20 protein-coding genes and 4 tRNA genes are annotated in these 18,546 nt (G+C 39.8%); 20 read left to right on the top strand and 4 right to left on the bottom strand.

The window, feature by feature from the left end; genetic code table 11:
* The first annotated feature begins 106 nt into the window (after window positions 1–106).
* The 9 genes from lon to OO007_RS00645 all read left to right on the top strand — a co-directional run bounded on the left by lon (window position 107) and on the right by OO007_RS00645 (window position 8,048).
* Window positions 107–2,557, top strand: coding sequence for an endopeptidase La (gene lon, locus OO007_RS00685; RefSeq protein WP_131904121.1), 2,451 nt, complete (start codon window positions 107–109; stop codon window positions 2,555–2,557).
* A gap of 302 nt (window positions 2,558–2,859) precedes the next feature.
* Window positions 2,860–3,132, top strand: coding sequence for an HU family DNA-binding protein (locus OO007_RS00680; RefSeq protein ID WP_131904120.1), 273 nt, complete (start codon window positions 2,860–2,862; stop codon window positions 3,130–3,132).
* Window positions 3,133–3,170: 38 nt separating this feature from the next.
* A tRNA-Val gene (locus OO007_RS00675) sits at window positions 3,171–3,246 on the top strand.
* A 35-nt stretch (window positions 3,247–3,281) separates the two neighbouring features.
* Window positions 3,282–3,358 (top strand) — tRNA-Asp (locus OO007_RS00670).
* Between the two features lie 176 nt (window positions 3,359–3,534).
* Window positions 3,535–3,610, top strand: a tRNA-Val gene (locus tag OO007_RS00665).
* A 30-nt stretch (window positions 3,611–3,640) separates the two neighbouring features.
* Window positions 3,641–3,717, top strand: a tRNA-Asp gene (locus OO007_RS00660).
* Between the two features lie 332 nt (window positions 3,718–4,049).
* Complete coding sequence (locus tag OO007_RS00655) at window positions 4,050–5,957, top strand: SurA N-terminal domain-containing protein (RefSeq protein ID WP_325807269.1); 1,908 nt, start codon at window positions 4,050–4,052, stop codon at window positions 5,955–5,957.
* A gap of 190 nt (window positions 5,958–6,147) precedes the next feature.
* Window positions 6,148–7,437 carry a tRNA (N(6)-L-threonylcarbamoyladenosine(37)-C(2))-methylthiotransferase MtaB gene (gene mtaB, locus OO007_RS00650; protein WP_325807267.1) on the top strand — a complete coding sequence of 430 codons (1,290 nt, stop codon included), beginning with the start codon at window positions 6,148–6,150 and terminating at the stop codon, window positions 7,435–7,437.
* A gap of 2 nt (window positions 7,438–7,439) precedes the next feature.
* Complete coding sequence (locus tag OO007_RS00645) at window positions 7,440–8,048, top strand: hypothetical protein (RefSeq protein ID WP_325807265.1); 609 nt, start codon at window positions 7,440–7,442, stop codon at window positions 8,046–8,048.
* Here OO007_RS00645 and OO007_RS00640 read toward each other — a convergent pair.
* Window positions 8,045–8,629, bottom strand: coding sequence for a 5-formyltetrahydrofolate cyclo-ligase (locus OO007_RS00640; protein ID WP_325807263.1), 585 nt, complete (start codon window positions 8,627–8,629; stop codon window positions 8,045–8,047). The two genes, OO007_RS00645 and OO007_RS00640, sit on opposite strands and share 4 nt — an antisense overlap.
* 71 nt (window positions 8,630–8,700) lie before the next feature.
* A complete protein-coding gene (locus tag OO007_RS00635) occupies window positions 8,701–10,110 on the bottom strand; it encodes a transglycosylase SLT domain-containing protein (RefSeq protein WP_325807261.1) in 1,410 nt (469 codons plus the stop codon).
* A gap of 212 nt (window positions 10,111–10,322) precedes the next feature.
* On the opposite strand from OO007_RS00635, the gene OO007_RS00630 reads away from it, so the two are divergent.
* From OO007_RS00630 to dnaQ, 3 genes are read left to right on the top strand one after another with little or no spacing between them, the layout of a single operon-like run.
* Complete coding sequence (locus OO007_RS00630) at window positions 10,323–11,159, top strand: class I SAM-dependent methyltransferase (RefSeq protein ID WP_325807259.1); 837 nt, start codon at window positions 10,323–10,325, stop codon at window positions 11,157–11,159.
* Complete coding sequence (gene rnhA, locus OO007_RS00625) at window positions 11,156–11,605, top strand: ribonuclease HI (RefSeq protein ID WP_325807257.1); 450 nt, start codon at window positions 11,156–11,158, stop codon at window positions 11,603–11,605. Before OO007_RS00630 ends, rnhA begins: the two co-directional genes overlap by 4 nt.
* Window positions 11,606–11,619: 14 nt before the next feature.
* Window positions 11,620–12,339 (top strand): DNA polymerase III subunit epsilon, encoded by a 720-nt coding sequence (gene dnaQ, locus OO007_RS00620; RefSeq protein WP_325807255.1) that lies wholly within the window; start codon window positions 11,620–11,622, stop codon window positions 12,337–12,339.
* 111 nt (window positions 12,340–12,450) lie between these two features.
* Here the strand turns inward: dnaQ and smpB are convergent, their stop codons facing one another.
* Complete coding sequence (gene smpB / locus OO007_RS00615) at window positions 12,451–12,933, bottom strand: SsrA-binding protein SmpB (protein ID WP_131904112.1); 483 nt, start codon at window positions 12,931–12,933, stop codon at window positions 12,451–12,453.
* A 116-nt stretch (window positions 12,934–13,049) separates the two neighbouring features.
* Here smpB and OO007_RS00610 point away from each other — a divergent pair, with 116 nt between their 5' ends.
* The 3 genes from OO007_RS00610 to OO007_RS00600 are packed head-to-tail and all read left to right on the top strand — an operon-like array spanning window position 13,050 to window position 14,046.
* Window positions 13,050–13,481, top strand: coding sequence for a type II toxin-antitoxin system RatA family toxin (locus tag OO007_RS00610; RefSeq protein ID WP_325807252.1), 432 nt, complete (start codon window positions 13,050–13,052; stop codon window positions 13,479–13,481).
* Window positions 13,474–13,806 carry an RnfH family protein gene (locus tag OO007_RS00605; RefSeq protein WP_325807250.1) on the top strand — a complete coding sequence of 111 codons (333 nt, stop codon included), beginning with the start codon at window positions 13,474–13,476 and terminating at the stop codon, window positions 13,804–13,806. Before OO007_RS00610 ends, OO007_RS00605 begins: the two co-directional genes overlap by 8 nt.
* The gene (locus OO007_RS00600) at window positions 13,807–14,046 is read left to right on the top strand and encodes a hypothetical protein (protein WP_131904109.1); all 240 of its coding nucleotides are present in this window, start codon (window positions 13,807–13,809) and stop codon (window positions 14,044–14,046) included.
* A 13-nt stretch (window positions 14,047–14,059) separates the two neighbouring features.
* Here OO007_RS00600 and OO007_RS00595 read toward each other — a convergent pair whose 3' ends face one another.
* Complete coding sequence (locus tag OO007_RS00595; protein ID WP_325807247.1) at window positions 14,060–14,290, bottom strand: outer membrane protein assembly factor BamE; 231 nt, start codon at window positions 14,288–14,290, stop codon at window positions 14,060–14,062.
* A gap of 339 nt (window positions 14,291–14,629) precedes the next feature.
* On the opposite strand from OO007_RS00595, the gene rpsU reads away from it, so the two are divergent.
* The 5 genes from rpsU (at window position 14,630) to OO007_RS00570 (ending at window position 18,503) form a co-directional block, all read left to right on the top strand.
* Window positions 14,630–14,845 carry a 30S ribosomal protein S21 gene (gene rpsU / locus OO007_RS00590; protein ID WP_131904107.1) on the top strand — a complete coding sequence of 72 codons (216 nt, stop codon included), beginning with the start codon at window positions 14,630–14,632 and terminating at the stop codon, window positions 14,843–14,845.
* 96 nt (window positions 14,846–14,941) lie between these two features.
* Window positions 14,942–15,391 (top strand): GatB/YqeY domain-containing protein, encoded by a 450-nt coding sequence (locus OO007_RS00585; RefSeq protein ID WP_131904106.1) that lies wholly within the window; start codon window positions 14,942–14,944, stop codon window positions 15,389–15,391.
* 151 nt (window positions 15,392–15,542) lie between these two features.
* Window positions 15,543–16,598, top strand: coding sequence for a uroporphyrinogen decarboxylase (hemE, locus tag OO007_RS00580; RefSeq protein WP_325807242.1), 1,056 nt, complete (start codon window positions 15,543–15,545; stop codon window positions 16,596–16,598).
* A gap of 307 nt (window positions 16,599–16,905) precedes the next feature.
* Window positions 16,906–17,829 carry a protein-methionine-sulfoxide reductase catalytic subunit MsrP gene (gene msrP / locus OO007_RS00575; RefSeq protein ID WP_325807240.1) on the top strand — a complete coding sequence of 308 codons (924 nt, stop codon included), beginning with the start codon at window positions 16,906–16,908 and terminating at the stop codon, window positions 17,827–17,829.
* 80 nt (window positions 17,830–17,909) lie between these two features.
* Window positions 17,910–18,503: a sulfite oxidase heme-binding subunit YedZ gene (locus OO007_RS00570; RefSeq protein ID WP_325807238.1), complete on the top strand. Its 594-nt coding sequence runs from the start codon at window positions 17,910–17,912 to the stop codon at window positions 18,501–18,503.
* Window positions 18,504–18,546: the final 43 nt, after the last annotated feature.

Here is an 18,546-nt window from a genome sequence, read left to right as displayed (position 1 = left end):
ACTAGCGGGGCTTTATTTTATATAAGTATTGATTTTTTTCTAAAGCGTCCCAATCTAACTATTAGACTTCTGTGATTATACAGAGGTGCTTAAAAAAGAGGCTAAAATGGCTACTGAAAAAGAAAATAATACAGCGAATGCTGAAAAGAATATTAAGGGTATACCTGTTCTCACTCTAAGAGACGTAGTTGTTTACCCACATATGGTTATTCCATTATTTGTTGGAAGAGAGAAGTCTATTCGTTCTCTTGATGAGGCAATGGAAAACAATAAACAAATTTTACTTGTTGCGCAGAAGAGTGCAGAAGTAGATGAGCCCGGCCCAGATGATATTTTCGAAGTAGGAACTTTGGCTACAATCTTGCAGCTTCTAAAGTTGCCTGATGGCACTTTGAAGGTTCTCGTAGAGGGTGTGGAGCGTGTAAAAATTGCGTCTATGGATATCGAAGGCGAATACTTTACTGCAGATATTGATGTTATTCCTGTAGACGATAGTTTTGATAAAAGAAAAACAGAATTATTAAGTCGAGCTCTTGTTAATTTGTTCGACAAATACGTAAATTTAAATAAGAAAGTTCCGCCTGAAATCTTGTCATCTTTGTCCGGTATTGATGAGCCAGATCGCTTGTCTGATGCTATTGCTGCGCATCTTGGATTAAAGGTTACAGATAAGCAGAAGATTCTTGAGATTACGTCAGTTAAAGAGCGTTTAGAGCATCTGGTTAGTTTGGTAGAAGGGGAGATTGATCTTCTTCAGGTTGAAAAGCGAATTCGTGGTCGCGTAAAGCAACAGATGGATCGCAGTCAGCGCGAGTATTACCTGAATGAGCAAATGAAAGCTATCCAGAAAGAATTGGGTGACTTGGACGATGCTCCATCAAATGAGCTAGAGCAATTGGCAGAAAAGCTTGAAAAAGCGAAGATGCCTAAAGAAGCTAAAGAAAAAGCTGAAGAAGAACTGAAAAAATTGAAGATGATGTCTCCAATGTCAGCAGAAGCGACAGTGGTAAGAAACTATATCGATTGGATGGTTGGTTTACCATGGAGTAAAAAGTCTAAGATTTGTAAAGACCTTGCTAAGGCACAGAAAGTGCTTGATGAAGACCACTATGGTTTAGACGAAGTTAAAGAGAGAATCGTTGAATACCTTGCGGTACAGCAAAGAGTTAAGAAGCTAAAAGGCCCTATCATGTGTTTGGTTGGTCCTCCTGGTGTTGGTAAAACATCTCTTGGCAAGTCTTTGGCTAAAGCTACAGGTCGTAACTATACGCGTATGGCGTTAGGTGGCGTGAGAGATGAGGCTGAAATACGTGGTCATAGACGTACTTATATAGGTGCGTTGCCAGGTAAAATCATTCAGAATTTATCGCGAGTTAAAACACGTAATCCACTGTTCTTATTGGATGAAATCGACAAGATGGCTACCGATTTTCGTGGTGACCCTGCGTCTGCCATGTTAGAGGTGCTTGATCCTGAGCAAAATAATTCTTTTGCCGATCATTATCTTGAAGTGGATTTTGACCTCTCTGACGTAATGTTTGTTGCTACATCTAACAGTATGAATATTCCAGGTCCGTTGCTTGATAGAATGGAGATAATTCGTATTCCAGGTTATACGGAAGACGAAAAACTGAATATTGCCAAGAATTACCTTGTGCCTAAGCAATTTAAAGATAATGGTGTTGAAAAAGGTGAGGTTACAATAAGTGACTCAGCAATTTTATCTATCATTCGTCATTATACCCGTGAGGCTGGTGTTCGTAGTCTGGAAAGAGAAGTATCTAAAATCTGTCGCAAAGTTATTCGTGAGCATTTACTTGGTAAGAAAACGAAAACATCTGTTACGGGAAGAAATATCTCTAAATACTTAGGTGTGCAACGCTTCGATTACGGTAAAGCAGATAAGAAGAATCAGGTGGGTCAGGTAACTGGACTTGCATGGACTTCTGTTGGCGGTGAGTTACTCACTATTGAATCTGTGGTTGTTTCCGGTAATGGTCATGTCAAGAGCACGGGTAGTCTTGGTAAAGTAATGCAGGAATCTATCCAGGCAGCTGAGACAGTTGTAAAAAGTCGCTCTCGTCATTTAGGTATTACACAAAAGTTCTTGAAGAAAAAGAATGTGCATATACATGTTCCGGAAGGGGCAACACCTAAGGATGGTCCAAGTGCTGGTGTCGGTATGGTAACTGCCATTGTTTCTTCTATGACAGGAATTCCGGTAAAAGCAGAAGTAGCGATGACAGGTGAAATTACTTTACGTGGAGAAGTGCTTCCTATTGGTGGTTTAAAAGAGAAGTTATTAGCTGCGCATCGTGGTGGTATAACGACTGTTTTAATCCCTGCTGAAAATGAAAAAGATTTGGCTGATGTTCCGGATAATGTCAAAAAAGGTTTGAGCATTAAGCCAGTAAAGTGGATAGATGAAGTTTTAGAGATCGCATTAGAGTCGATGCCAGAAGAAATTGACGAAGAAGATGATCTTGAAGACGATGTAGATCAGTCTACCCAGTCTCAAAACAATCCTGATCAGGAAGAAGAGTCGCGCGCTCATTAACGTGTAAATCACTGTTTTATTCCTGTCTGAAAGCATATTATCGTGTTTTTGGGCAGGTATTCTTAAATCAATCTATTTAATTTATATTTTTTGATAGTTTGAGTTGAAACTTGTTATGCGCGCTGGTATAAATGTGCGGCTTGTGAGATGTGGCAGAGCTTATGCCACATAGCTTATATACTAATAACTCAAGAAATACATTGAGATTTTAATTTACATTGTTATTATCGATTCTAATTATTGTCATAAATAATTATAATATGAAATTAATATTGCCACTATTTACATAAAGGAAGAATTTTATGAACAAATCAGAACTAATTGATGCTGTTGCTGCTAAGTCAGGGCTAACTAAAGCTGATACTGAAAGAGCATTTAAAGGCTTTGTAGAAAGTATCACTGAAGCTCTTCAAAAGGGCGACCAAGTTACTATGATTGGTTTCGGAACATTTCTAGTTCGTGAGCGTAAAGCACGTACTGGACGTAACCCACGCACTGGTGAAACTATCCAAATTAAAGCTGCAAATAATCCTGCATTTAAGGCTGGTAAAGCTCTAAAAGATGCAGTAAACTAGCGCGCTTTCTGAGGCCAGATGGTTGGTCTCGATCCAGTGGGTGATTAGCTCAGTTGGTAGAGCGTCGCCCTTACAAGGCGAATGTCGGGAGTTCGAATCTCTCATCACCCACCATTTTTTTTCACATTTTTTTAGAAAAAATGTAATGCGGAGCGGTAGTTCAGCTGGTTAGAATACCGGCCTGTCACGCCGGGGGTCGCGGGTTCGAGTCCCGTCCGCTCCGCCATATTAAGAAGGGTGCCCTTGGGCATCCTTTTTTAATAAAAAGTAGTATCTTGTTGTTTTTATCATTCGTTAGAATTGTATTTTCAACATGGTTTTAAAATAGTTTTAAAGTTTTTCCCACTTACTAAAAAGGTGACAATTTTTAGTAATTTTGAAATCAGTAGATTTCAGATTAGTGGGTGATTAGCTCAGTTGGTAGAGCGTCGCCCTTACAAGGCGAATGTCGGGAGTTCGAATCTCTCATCACCCACCATTTTTACATTTTTTTAGAAAAATGTGATCCGGAGCGGTAGTTCAGCTGGTTAGAATACCGGCCTGTCACGCCGGGGGTCGCGGGTTCGAGTCCCGTCCGCTCCGCCATATTAGAAAGGATGCCTTAGGGCATCCTTTTTTTTGTTTAAAATAAAGTGATTTTGATTTGAGGTGGGCTTTATTGATGGAAAGGATCGCGCATAAAATCGAGTATTTTAATAGCCACCTCCCCACTTACAGGTCTTTTTTTACTGAATTGATCTTTCTATTATTCTTAATCGAGGTCTTAAGGTGTTTAACTGTAAATATTATCGTTTGCAAAGCTTGTCTTTCTTGGTAACTACGGGCGCATAAGGTATCATTACGCGCTTAATTTATAACACTATATTACTGAGATAGGGCTTTTCAGTAATCTAACTTGATAACACAAAAGAGAAATTATGTTACAAAATATTCATGACAAAGCTAAAGGTTGGGTTGCATATTTAATCGTAGGATTTATTGCAGTTCCTTTTGCGCTATTTGGTATCAGTTCATATTTGGGTGGAAGTGGGTCTTTGGTTGCTGCAACAGTAAACGGTGAAGAGATCCAGGTCCAAGAAGTTCAAAATCTTGTATTGCAACAACGCCAAAGAATGGCTCAAATCTTTGGTGGAACGCTGCCACCAGGTTTCAATGAAGATGTTATAAAGCAACAAGCTTTAGATCAGGTTGTTAATCAGGCGCTGTTAAGACAAGAAGCTGCGAATAATGGATATCGAGCAAGTAACCAGGAAGTTTACGACACAATCGCAAATATTCCTGCGTTTCAAAAAGAAGGTCAGTTTGACCCTAAAACCTATGAGCTTTTACTGGAGTCACAAAGACGTAGTAAAAAAAGCTTTGAGACAGAAATAAGAACGAGTATTTCTAATCAACAATTCTCTCAGGCGATTAGCAAAGCTGCTTTTCTTCCTGTTGAGGAAGTAGCACGCTATCAGGCGTTGCAGAATCAACAAAGAAATGCAGAAACATACACTTTGAAAAAAGCTGATTTTGAATCTCAGGTTGATGTAACTGCTGATGAAATTAAAGCTCATTACGATGCGAATCTATCAAATTACATGACAAATGATAAAGTTAAAGTAAGTTATGTGTTGTTAGAACAATCTGAAATAGCAAAAACAATACCTGTTGATGATGATGCGTTAAAGCTTTTTTACGATGATAATTTGAGTCGCTACACAGACCCAGAGCAGCGCCAAGTCTCTCATATCCTCATTAAAGTTGGTGAAGAAGATGGTGCAGAAGCAAAGGCTGAAGAAAAAGCGAAAGCATTGTATGAAGAAATTAAGGCAGGAACTAAAACTTTTGAAGATGCGGCGAAGACGGATTCTGATGATAAGTTAGCCGCTGAAAAAAGCGGAGACCTGGGTTTGATCGCAAGAGGCGAGATGGGTCCTTTGTTCGAAGCTGCAACATTTGCTTTGGAAAAAGGTGCGATGTCAGACGTTGTGAAAACCGAAGCTGGTTTTGAAATATTGAAGCTTAACGATATTGTTGAAACAAAACAAAAATCATTCGACGAAGTTAAGACTGAAGTGGAAGAGCTCTACAGAAGAGAGCAGGCTGAAAAATTATTCCTGGAACAATCAGATCAATTGCAAACTCTTGCTTTCGAAAATGACAGCAGTCTAGACGGCGCAGCTGATGCAATCGGTGCAAAAGTTGAAACCTCTGACTGGATTCAGCGCGGTGAAACACCGAACCCTGAAAAGAAATATTCTTCATCAGCATTTATTCAAAGTGCATACAGTGATGAAGTATTAAATGAAGGGAAAAATTCAGAGTTAATAGAAATTGACCCTACCAAAGTAGCAGTACTTCGTTTGCAGGAGCATAAAGTTCCAGAGCAAAAACCTTTGGCAGAAGTGGAAGAGCAAATTAAAGCTAGTTTATTAGGTCAAAAATTGCGTAAGCTGCTGATTGAAAAAGGTGAGTCTGTGCTGGCTTCTCTAAAAGAAACAGGAGATTGGTCTGCGCTTGAGTCTATCGGTGCTAGTGCTGATAAGGTTGAGAATACTGCTGATGTTAAGCGTACGGATACGCGCTTAAATAATACGATTATCGATAAACTGTTTAGCATGGATAAGCCTGAGTCAGGTAAGAAAACCTTTGGGAATACGATTCTTCCTGATGGTGATTATGTGTTAATTGCTTTGACTGGCGTAAAAGACGGAGCAACAGAGCTAGATGATAATCTTAAAAATAGCTTTACTCAGATGGTGTCATCTCGTGAACAGGCTGCTGTTTTAAAGTCATTGCGTGAAAGTGCTGAAGTTGAGCTATTTCCAGAAAACATTCAGTAAATTAACACTTTTTACTGTTTGAAGAGTTAGTTTCATCGCTCTTTAAAGCTAAATACACCCCCCTACTTATAAGGGGTTTTTAAGCCAATGACTCGCAAGAGCATTGGCTTAATTGATTCTGTATTTGATGTAATGTTAATCTGATTACAATTTATTCCTTTTTATTTTAATTCCAAGATCAAAACTTGCCATGAAAATACATTTAAAAGCACTAGGTTGCAGACTCAACGAAGCAGAGCTTGAGCAGTGGTCCAGAGAGTTCACAGGAGAAGGGCATAGGATAGTCAAGGATGCCGAAGTTGCCGATGTGGTGGTAGTTAATACCTGTGCTGTGACAACTGAAGCTACGAAGAAATCTCGTAAACTCATGAATCGTTTGCATCGTGAAAACCCTCAATCTAAATTGGTGGTGAGTGGTTGTTACGCGACACTTGAAGAAAAGGAAGTTGCAACACGAATTGGTGTGGATTTAGTCGTCAATAATCAGGATAAAGATCTGTTGCCTAGAAAAGTAATGGATGAGTTTTCAGCGAATACCATGCCATTAAATGCAATGGAGCCAGATGAGTCTTCTTTGTTTTTAAGAGGTAAGCATCGCGCATTTATAAAAATTCAGGATGGTTGTCGTTATCGCTGTACCTATTGCATTGTTACGGTAGCCAGAGGCGAAGAAAAAAGCCGTACAATGGCCGATATCGTTGATGAGGTAAATCATTTGCATCAGCAAGGTATTCAAGAGATTGTGCTGACAGGCGTGCATGTGGGCGGTTATGGTAGTGATATTGATAGCTCGCTTACTGATTTGGTGAAAATTCTCTTGGCAGATACTGATATACCTAGAATTCGTTTTGCATCTGTTGAGCCTTGGGATTTACCTGAAGACTTTTTTACTTTGTTTGAAAATAAGCGCTTGATGCCGCATATGCATTTGCCTTTGCAAAGTGGCGCTAATTCGGTTTTGCGCCGCATGTCTAGACGTTGCAAGGTTGAAGATTTTTCGACGCTTATTCAACAGGCAAGAACTGCAATCCCTGAGTTTAATGTAACAACAGATATTATTGTTGGGTTCCCCGGTGAGACAGATGAAGAATGGGCTTCTACATTGAAAAATGTTGAGTCGATAGGTTTCGGTCACATGCATATATTTGCTTTTTCTCCCAGAGAAGGAACTAAAGCAGCGGGTTTGCAAAATCAGATTGCTGAAGAAATAAAAAAACAAAGAAGTCACGAGCTTCACTTGTTAGCAGATGAGTTAAAGAAAGACTTTCATCAACAGCAGATTAATCAACAAGTGGATGTCTTGTGGGAAGGTCAGAAAAACAATGAAGAGGGTAAGTTAGTCTATAGTGGTTACGCACCAAACTTCTGTCGTGTTGAATCTATTGGGCAAAATGATGTCTTATTAGAAGGTAGGGTAAAACGAACTCAGATTCTGGATTACTCATCGACTAAAAGCGTATTAATGGGAAAGGTATTGTAACGATGAAAAACACATTCAAAAAATTTGTATGTGTGTTGCCTATGCTGGTCATTATATTTTCTCTGGTTGCATGCAATGCGAATAAAGCAGAGTCTCCGAAACAAGTGAGTCAGGCTTTTTGGCAAGCGATTCAAGATAGAGATATGGAATCAGCCAAGATCATGGCAACGTGGGATACGGTTGATTATTTGAAGTATTTGAACACCGATAAGTTGCATCCAGAAAGATTTGAACTGGGTGAGCAAATGATAGGGGAGACACGATCGGAAGTTTCAACTGTCCTCTATACAAGTGAAATGGGTGAGTCAGGGATTAAAATGCCAGGTGTCACTGTTCTTGTGAAAACAAATCACGGTTGGCGCGTGAATGTTAAAAAATCGATGGCATCGGTAGTCAAATACACGGCAAATAATATTTTTGATCAGTTGAATGGCTTGATGCAGGAAGGCGTAAAAGGTCTGGATGAGTCCTTGTCCGAGTCGATGAATGAATTGGGTCGGGTTATTGAAGAAGGTACGCAAGAATTAAAGAGAGAGCTCTCTAAGCCGTTGATGATGCCAAGTGATCCAATCCCTCAGGATGAGAAGAAACACTCTGGAAAACAAATCTAGCGCAAATCTATGAGCTGGGTTTCAGTTGCGATTAAATCGAGTCTTACATCCCAGTTTTCTGGGGTAAGTTCATCTATTTCCTGAAAGTCATAGGCAAAACCCATTAGCAGTGTTTTATTTTGTGTGCTTTTTTTAAAAGCAAAGCATCGATCATAGAAGCCTCCGCCCATCCCAAGTCTGTTTCCATTTTTGTCAAAGCCAAGAAGTGGAACTAATACAAAGTCTAATTGTTCTCCACTGATTAAGTCGCTTTCTTCAAATATGGGTTCGGGGATAGAAAATCTATTGTTCTCAAATTTTGTATTAGGCGTTAACTCGCCAAATAACAAACCTTGCTGTTTGTCTGAGGAAAGTACGGGTAGATAGAAAGTTTTATTTGTAGCCTCTTTTTGGCCTAGCTTGATGAGATCAGCAGGGTCGGCCTCTCCTTTGACAGAATAGTAAGTGCCAATTTTTTTAGCGTGTTGGTAAGCATCAGAGGATATAACGGTTTCAACTATCTTTCTGGATTTTTTACCTTGAGATTGCTTTGATAGCGATGATCTTTTTATCTTTAAAGAGTCTCTGAGTTGATGTTCCATAATTAAGAATTGCTAAAAATAATGAAGATTAAAAGGACATAAAAAAACCACCTAAAAGGTGGTTTTGATAACTAAGAGTAGCTTCTTCGTGAGCTCTTGGCAATGATGAGTCGCTTGCCTGGCCAGATTTTATTGCCTCTCATTTTGTTGAGGCGTTTTATGCGTTTAACTGTTGTTCCATGTTTACGTGCAATACGGAATAAGTTATCGCCTCGTCTAACCTTATGGTAGCGAAACTTACTGCGCTTCCCGCGCGATTTAGCATATTTTCTAGCAGTAACATTATGCACATCTTTCGCAGGTGGTAGTGATTGTATTGCTTTGTGTAAACGACCAGCGTATCTGCGAGGAAGTGTTATTTTATTTGAGTATCTTGGTGTAGTAATACCGTGCAGATAGCCAGAATTAAGAGCCAGTAATTTGTCTGCAGGAACACCTGCGCGAGCAGCTGCTTTTCTCAGGTTTACGGGTTTGTTTACATTGATGCGTGCCAGAGCAGGACTGTTCGGAATACCTCTAAGGCGAACCTGGTAAGCGCTCGGGTTGCGATATATCTCTTTAAATGCAAGTAAACGCGGTACGTATTGCTTTGTTTCTCTTGGAAGGTCAAGGCTCCAGTAATCTGTTCTTTTGCCTCTGCTTCTGTTTTTCGCGATCTCTCTGTGAACTCTGTATTCGCCACAGTTATAGGCAGCCAGAGATAGAAGCCAGTCGCCTTTGAATTCGCGGTTTAATTGCTGTAAGTAGTCCAGTGCAGCGCGTGTTGCCTGATGAGAGTCTAATCTAGCATCATAGCTTCGTGTTTGTTTTAAGCCATACCTACGACCAGTAGCAGGTATGAATTGCCACATGCCAGCAGCACCCGCGTGTGAAAAGGCAACATTCTTGTATGCGCTTTCTACAAAAGGGAGTAAAGCTAATTCGGTTGGCATTCTGCGACGGTTTAATTCGTTTACTACCATAAACAGGTAATCAGAAGAACGATCAGCTAGTTGTTGAATTCTTTGAGGGCTACGTGAAAATTCGCGCGTATATTTTTTTACGAGCGGTTGGTGTCTGTAATCACGGAATCTAAAGCCTTGGTAAACGCGATTCCAAAGGTTATGTTGCGAATTCTGTTGTTGAGTTCTCTGTAGATTTGCTTTTTGGTATTGCTGTCTTTGAAGTTGTTGTATGCGTTGTTGGTGTGCCTTTCTTCTTGCTGCATTCTGTCTAAGAATTTGCTGGCGTTTAGCAGCATAAGGGTCATGTTTAACTCTATTTACAGCAGGGTTATTCGTAGCTTGTGTTCTGGGGGTGTATGTTTGTTGTTGAGGTGTTCTCGCTGCGTTATTTACAACTCCTAGCGCTCGAGCCGCATTTAGAATGCTTTGGTCATCGGTTGGATTTTGAGCAGAAGCTAAGGTTGGAAGTCCATATATCGATAAAATTGATATAATAAAAGTAATAGTCACCCTGATTGGTGAGTGGTTGGTTTTCATCCCCGCGCCCTTAAATTTTAAATGCTATAAAAAAATAGAGTATACTTTTAGAGATAAAAATAATTATATATTTAAGATATTTTCATCTAAAGGTAACTCTATGGTATCCCCCGATATTACTATCAAATATAGTATGATATGGGCTTAATCTCAAGGGATATATTGGTTTTGGGTTTGTTCTGTGTCGCTTATACGAGGTGATTAAATAGTAAATGAGAAACAACGAAGAAGTACTAAAGCATTGTTCTAATTGGTATAGCTCTCATTCTGGAGCCGCAACCTTAGACGAATTAGATGGTTTTTTTTCTGATTTAATGTCAGAAATATTTGGTTATTATGCAATACAAATGGGTGTTTTGAGTGGTCAGACTGATTTATTAAAGCATTCCAGGATTGCAGCAGACTTCTCTTTGGTTAATGACGAAGCGCTAAAGTTTAGGGAAGGTATAGCTAAGAATGCTATTGAAAAAAATGGGCCGTTAGCGTCGCAACTGAATAAAAATTATTCTTTGATAGCGGCAAACGAACAGCTGCCGATATCTACTGATAATGTCGATCTTGTTGTTGCAAGCCACATATTAGAGTCTTCAAAAAACCCTCATCAGGTGCTACGAGAAATTGATAGAATACTGGTGCCCGAGGGTCATTGTATTTTAATTGGGTTTAACCCCCATTCTCTTTCTAATCTTGGGCGTCAAATGAGACACTTTCGTCAAAAGCGTCAAAGTCCCTATAAAATGCGTAGTGTTAATAGAGTGAAGGACTGGTTCTCACTCTTGGGATTTAAAGTGCTGGATGTTAACTATCTGGGTTATAGACCTGGCGTAAAAAATAAAAAACTTTTCGAAAGTTTACGTTGGTTGGAAAGTTGGGGTGAATATACAGGGCCTATTTTAGGAAATATGTATGTAATACACGCTAAAAAACGTGTCATAGCAATGCGGCCAGATAAGAAGGTCTGGCAGGCGCCGGCTGTATTAAGTGGTGGTAAAGTCGCGTTAAACAGAACCGCAAGAAAAATAAGACAAGATAATTATTCGAATTTATGAGTGAACAGAAAGTAATCGTCTATACAGACGGTGGATGCAGGGGAAATCCTGGTCCAGGTGGTTGGGGTGCGGTATTGAAGTTTGGTGAGCACGAGAAAGAAATCTATGGTTATGAGGCTGAAACCACGAATAACCGCATGGAATTAATGGCTGCAATCAGTGCTTTGGAGATGCTATCTCGTTCTTGTGAAATAGAACTGACTACGGATTCTCAATACGTCCGAAAAGGTATTCTGGAATGGATGGATGGCTGGAAAAAACGTGGCTGGAAAACCGCCGCAAAGAAACCGGTAAAAAATAAAGATCTATGGCAGCGATTAGATGCTGCGGTACAAACTCACAATATTAATTGGCATTGGATTAAAGGTCATAGTGGTCATCCGGGTAATGAACGGGCGGATGATCTGGCGAATCGCGCCATGGATGAAAAGAAATGGAATACCTAAGGTAATATATTTAAATGATTAGACAGATTTTTCTTGATACTGAAACCACAGGTTTAGAAACGCGCGATGGACACCGAATCATTGAAATTGGTTGCGTGGAGATGGTCGATAGAAAGTTGACCAACAATAACTATCATCAATACATCAAACCAGATCGTGAAAGTGATGAAGAGGCTTTGGCAGTTCATGGTATTACTTCTGAATTTCTGGCTGACAAGCCCAGGTTTAATGAGATTGCTGTAGACTTTTTAGACTATGTGAAAGGTGCAGAGCTAATCATTCACAATGCACCTTTTGATATTGGTTTCCTAAATTACGAGCTCTCTTTGTTGTCTGCCGATGTCGCTGGCGGAATAAATGACCTTGCCACAATATGCGAAATCAGTGACAGCTTGGTACAAGCTAGAGAGCTTCATCCAGGGCAGCGTAATTCTCTGGATGCGTTGTGTAAGCGCTATATGATCAGCAATGATCATCGTCAATTACATGGGGCGCTATTAGACTCCGAGATACTTGCAGATGTTTATCTGGCGATGACAGGTGGGCAAACAGCGTTATCGCTAGGAGCAGAAGGATCAAGTGAGGCAGAGGTTGGTGTAATGTCATTCACTCGCTTAGATGCTGAACGAAAGCCATTTGCTGTAATAAAAGCCGACGCTACAGAATTGGATAGTCATCAGGAATATTTGCAAAAAATTCAAGAAGAGGCTGGTAAGACCCTCTGGAAGAGCTAATTAGAAACTATCCAGGGGCTGTGCGGTAAGGTAATAAAACAAAAAAACTCGTTATAAGTAGGGGGGGGTGCCTATTTGATGAATAACTTATAAATGAGTGCTTCTTTGGTCTTATCTCCCCTTTAACACTCTCTGTTTGTCTCTGTTCCAGTCCTTTTCTTTTTCAGTTGCACGTTTGTCGTGTTGCTTTTTACCTTTACCAACACCAATTTCTAACTTAACTCGATTGTTTTTCCAATAAAGAGAGAGTGGTAATATTGAGTAGCCTTTGCGATCAACTTCTGCTTTTAGTTTTACAATTTCGTAATCGTGCAATAAAAGTTTTCTTACGCGAGTTGCATTTGGATGAATGTGAGTAGATGCGGTTAATAGTGGTGTAATTTGAGCGCCAGATATCCACGCTTCTCCATTCTTAATGAATACATAACCTTCTTTTAGTTGGGCGCGACCATCGCGTAGACTTTTAACTTCCCAGCCTTCCAGAACCATGCCGGCTTCAAACGTGTCTTCAATAAAATAGTCATGAAACGCAACCTTATTGCGCGCTATGGTTTGGCCACCATGACCTTTTTTCTTTTTGTTTTTCTTTGCCATCTAAATACTAGCCTGTTGCTATATTGAGTAAAAAGGGATTATAACCTGACGAATCTAAATATTCGCTGTTAGAATATCATGTAAGTTAGGTAGAAGGATTGTAGTGGTTTTTTTTTATGTCTCAAGTAAATAAAAGCGCATTAGTACCATATAGTGCAGAACAGATGTATAAACTAGTTGATGATGTTTCATCGTATCAGCAATTTCTGCCTTGGTGCGGGTCCTCAGAAGAAATTTCACGAGAAGGAAATACTGTGGTGGGTTCGGTTACCATATCAAAAGGCTCGGTTAAAAAATCCTTTACTACCAAAAATATTCTCACTGAAAATCAACAAATAGAAATGACGCTGGTGGATGGTCCGTTTAAAAAGCTGCATGGTTTTTGGAGCTTCAAGGAATTAAAGCCAGGGGCTTGTAAGGTGTCGCTCGATTTGGAGTATGAATTTTCGAGTAAGATTCTCAGCGTGGTGGTTGGTCCGGTCTTCAATCAAGTCGCCAACACCATGGTTGATTCTTTTGTAAAGCAAGCTAAGGTGGTTTATGGCTAATCGAATCCATGTAGAAGTCATTTATGCGTTATCCGAAGAGCAAAACCTGTTAGTCACAGAAGTCGAAGAGGGCGAAGAGGTGCGACAGGTTATTCAACAGTCGGGAGTATTGGAGCAATACCCAGAACTCGATTTGGACACGATGAAAGTCGGACTCTTTGGCAAAGTAACAACCATGAAGCAAAAAGTGAGGGATAAAGATCGGATAGAGATTTATCGCCCGTTAATTGCAGACCCGAAAGAAGTACGTAAAAAACGCGCCGCTGAAGGTAAAGCGCTTAAGAAAGGTGGTGGTGAGGCTAAAGCTGATAAGGTCGAAAAATAAATGAGAGGAATGGTGCCGCCAGATCCTCAAACTGAGGTTTCACTGCCAAGGTTCGCTGTCGTGTATGTGCCTAAAAGAAACAGAAAGCGTTTTCCCGCGAATTGCGTTGAAATTTTTGAGACTAAAGAATTAGCTGTATCTAATGCAGCCGAAGAAAAGAAAAAGTTTGCTGCTATTGTGGTGGGTCCTTCAAAATCATCGGAAGGACAATATATTTACTACTTAAGCGAATGGCTCTAGGCTAATCGCTCAATTACTTTCTAACTTGAATCAGCTGGTCGTTCTCAAAAAATAACGTCAGGTTCTGTTTGTTGCCTAATTTACTGCCACTGCGCTTAAAGTAGATATAGTCCCAGCGGTTACTTCTGAAATTATCCTGAAGTAATGGATTTCCCAGTAAAGAAGCCACTTCTGCCTTGCTCATACCTTTTTGTAGTTGAGAGACGGTCTCATTGTTTAGTGCATTACCCTGTTGAACTTCCATTTTATAGATAGAGCAACCTGATACCAGTAATGTGAATGTTAGAGTAAGAATTACTTTTAGCATTGAGTTGGGTGTTGTCTTAAACATAATTTTTATAGGCTTATTTTGTAATTGGTTAATTATTCTACAATATTTTATCGAGAGCTATTAGTTTTTTAGGTTAAAAGGTGAATAACTATGATTATTTGGTGCTAGGCAAAGAAACAATTGAGTATTAATTACAAATAATTGTAAATTCGATTTTGCATTTGCTCTAGTGAGGCGTATAATATCCCGTTCTTTTAAAACCTATATTCATTTAACTTACTATCTATTAGTAATATAAAACAGAGCAACAATATGCCAAGTGTAAAAGTTAGAGAAAACGAGCCTTTTGAAATTGCATTACGTCGTTTCAAGCGTACCTGTGAAAAAGCTGGTGTAGTAGCTGAAGTTCGTAGTCGCGAATTTTATGAAAAGCCAACTTCAATCCGTAAGAGAGAGAAGGCTGCTGCAGTAAAGCGCAACATCAAGAATTTAAAGCGCGAAATTAATCGTCGCGTAAGAATGTATTAATCAATACATTCTTATCGCTAACTATAGTTGATTGGGTGTCTTAGCGTTTTACGCTAATCCATTTTAACTATTACAAGCAAATCAAAGATCACTAGTATGTCAGACTTAAAACAACGCCTTTCCGATGATATGAAAGCGGCAATGCGCGCCAAAGAGAAAGACCTTCTAATGACAGTTCGTACTATCTTAGCTGCTATCAAGCAGCAAGAAGTCGATACCCGTGAAGATCTCAATGATACTGATGTACTCGCTATACTCGACAAATTGAGTAAACAGCGTCGTGAATCTATCAGTCAGTTTAAAGATGCTGGTCGTGACGATCTGGTTGCGCAGGAAGAAATGGAACTCGGTTTCATTCAGCGCTATTTGCCTGAGCCGCTAAGCGATGATGAAGTCCAGAGTCTTGTAACAGAAGCAATCGCAAGTTCTGGTGCTGAAAGCATGAAGGACATGGGAAAAGTTATGGCTATTCTTAAGCCTCAGATGCAAGGTCGTGCTGATATGGGTAAGATCAGCGGTATCATCAAAAGCGCTTTAGCCGGTTAAAAGAATTGTTTCATATCGTATGTTCATCAACGATATGTCATAGTAAATTCTGTCATCATTTGTCATATAACAATATGACACCTTCTTTATATAAATTTAATACATCTAAAACTTTCTGTTTTGATGTAATTAGTTCAGGACAATTCCATCCATGTCAGAATTGAAAAACGATAGATTTCTAAGAGCTTTACTCAAGCAGCCCGTTGATACAACGCCAGTATGGATTATGCGCCAAGCAGGTCGTTATTTACCTGAGTATCGGGCAACTCGTGCAAAAGCCGGAAGTTTTATGGATTTGTGTGAGAATGCAGATTTAGCTTGTGAAGTGACGCTTCAGCCTTTAGAGCGCTATGATCTTGATGCTGCGATACTTTTCTCTGATATTTTAACAATTCCAGATGCGATGGGCTTAGGTCTATATTTTGCAGAAGGAGAAGGGCCGAAGTTCGAACGTCCCTTAAAGACTCTGTCTGATATTCAGCAACTTCCCGATCCTGATCCAGAGAATGAATTGCAGTATGTGATGAATGCCGTTCGTACTATTCGACGAGAGTTAAATGGCCGAGTGCCGTTAATTGGTTTCTCTGGGAGTCCGTGGACACTGGCAACTTATATGGTTGAAGGTGGAACGACTAAAGATTTTGGTAAAGTAAAAGGAATGATGTTTGAGAATCCTCAGGCAATGCATCTTTTGCTGGATAAGTTAGCCTCCAGTGTAACGTCTTATCTAAATGCACAGATTGCTGCTGGGGCTCAAGCGGTGATGGTTTTTGATACCTGGGGTGGTGTGCTTTCGCCAGAAAAATACAAAGAATTTTCTTTGGCGTATATGCAAAAAATCGTATCTGGATTAACGAGCGAAGCGGATGGTCGTCGAGTACCCGTCACGTTATTTACTAAAGGCGGAGGTCAATGGTTAGAAATCATGGCTGAGACTGGTTGTGATGCGCTTGGTCTGGATTGGACACAAGATATCGCAAGTGCTCGTCAACGAGTTGGTGATAAGGTGACTTTGCAGGGTAATATGGATCCTAGTGTTTTGTATGCGTCTGCCGATACAATTAAAGATGAAGTGAAAAAAGTCATCACTGGCTTTGGAAAAGGCACGGGACATGTATTTAACCTAGGGCACGGAATACATCAGCACATTGATCCAGATAATGTCACTGTTCTGGTTGATGCTGTTCACGAATATGGTAAACAGTAACTCTTAATAAGTTATAAATTAAATATTAGATGGGTCTAACATCCATCTAATATTTATCTAAAAAAAACGCCTCAAAGTAGAGGGGTGTAGTAAGCATTCCTCCTTTCTGTCATCAGGTTAGTCCTAAGTATTACCTTCCTTTTTTCGCAGAATCCTTTCTTATTTTGCGTACAAAAACTATTTAACTTCGTATTAAAATCCAAGTGTGAATTCTCTGTCGAGTATTACCTTTGTTAGAGTGCAGTCAAAAGGTTTCATGTATGCCTTATGATATATTCGATTTTGAATGTTAGAACGGAGCTTATAGATGTTAATTAAAAAAAATAACGAACTTAGCGAAAATGAAGTGACAGACTTTTCAGTCTATCAGAATCGACGTAAATTTATGAAGACGGCTGCAGGAATCGGTATTGCAGCGGTCAGTGGTATGCCTATTATCGAGGCTTCTGCCAAAACAGTATCTCCTTATTCAACCGACGAAAAGCTGACTGACTACAAAGACATAACAACTTACTGTAACTTTTATGAATTTGGTACGGGGAAAGAAGACCCAGCGAAAAATGCGCATACTTTAGTCACTTCTCCGTGGGATGTAATCGTAGAAGGAGAATGCGAAAAGCCGGGTAAATATAACCTTGAAGATTTGTTAAAACCTGTTTCTGTAGAAGAAAGAATATATCGCTTTCGTTGTGTAGAGGGCTGGTCAATGGTAATTCCCTGGATGGGATTTCCCTTGGCGGATCTCATTAAGCGTATGCAACCAACATCCAAAGCAAAATATGTGTACTTTGAAACATTGCATGACCCTAAGCAAATGCCAGGTCAGAGACGTGCAGTGCTCGATTGGCCTTATGTGGAAGGACTAAGAATGGATGAGGCAATGAATCCATTAACCCTCATGGGTACGGGAATCTACGGCAAAGATTTAATGAATCAAAATGGCGCGCCGTTGCGATTGGTCGTTCCCTGGAAATACGGATTTAAGAGCATTAAGAGTATTGCTAAAATACGATTTTCTGAAACGCAGCCAGTAAATTCCTGGCAAAAAGCGAATGAAAATGAATATGGTTTTTTCTCAAATGTGAATCCTGATGTCTCGCATCCACGGTGGAGTCAACGCAGAGAGAGACGTATCGGTGAATTCCGTAAAATTAAAACCCAGCTGTTTAATGGCTATGGCGAACAAGTAGCATCACTGTATGCGGGAATGGACTTAAAGAAAAATTTCTAAGTGTGAAGCGTCACGCATTAATTATCTGAAGATTGACTCATCTAATAAAAATAAGTCATTTCATTGAGGGCTGCTAAATAATGAAAATCTCTGAAAATAAGTTTTCGCGCATTCTTAAGCCATCACTATTCGCATTATTGTCACTCCCAGCTATCTATTATGCTTGGGGAGTCTGGCAGGATTTGCTAGGTGCTAACCCCTTAGAGGCTGTTATCAGAGGGTTGGGTGACTGGGGTTTAAGAGTTCTGTTGCTTACGCTGGCGATATCTCCTCTAAGGCGTTTATTCAATTGGCCTCAATTACTCCGTTTGCGCCGCATGGTGGGTTTATACGCCTATTTCTATGTGGTACTGCATTTATTTGGGTATCTTTGGTTTGATCAATTTTTTGACTGGGAAGAGATCTGGTTTGATATCCTGGAGCGTCCTTTTATAACGGTGGGTATGGTTGCCGTTATATTGCTTACACCTTTAGCAGTTACATCGACTAACGGAATGATTAGGCGACTAGGGAAGAAATGGAAGAAGTTGCATATGCTGATTTACTCTATTTCTATGCTGGGTGTTCTGCATTTTTGGTGGATGGTAAAGCTGGATATTACGGAGCCTGTTATTTATGCAGTCATACTGGCTATTTTATTGGGTGAAAGGCTATTCAATGAATTTAGTAAATAAGCTAAGTCATTGTTTTTATATCTGATATTTTAAATAAATATGT

The sequence above is a fragment of the Cocleimonas sp. KMM 6892 genome (assembly GCF_035798195.1).
GTDB lineage: Bacteria > Pseudomonadota > Gammaproteobacteria > Thiotrichales > Thiotrichaceae > Cocleimonas > Cocleimonas flava.
Note: the sequence above shows the minus strand (reverse complement) of the source record. Positions and strands in the feature narration are given on the sequence as shown.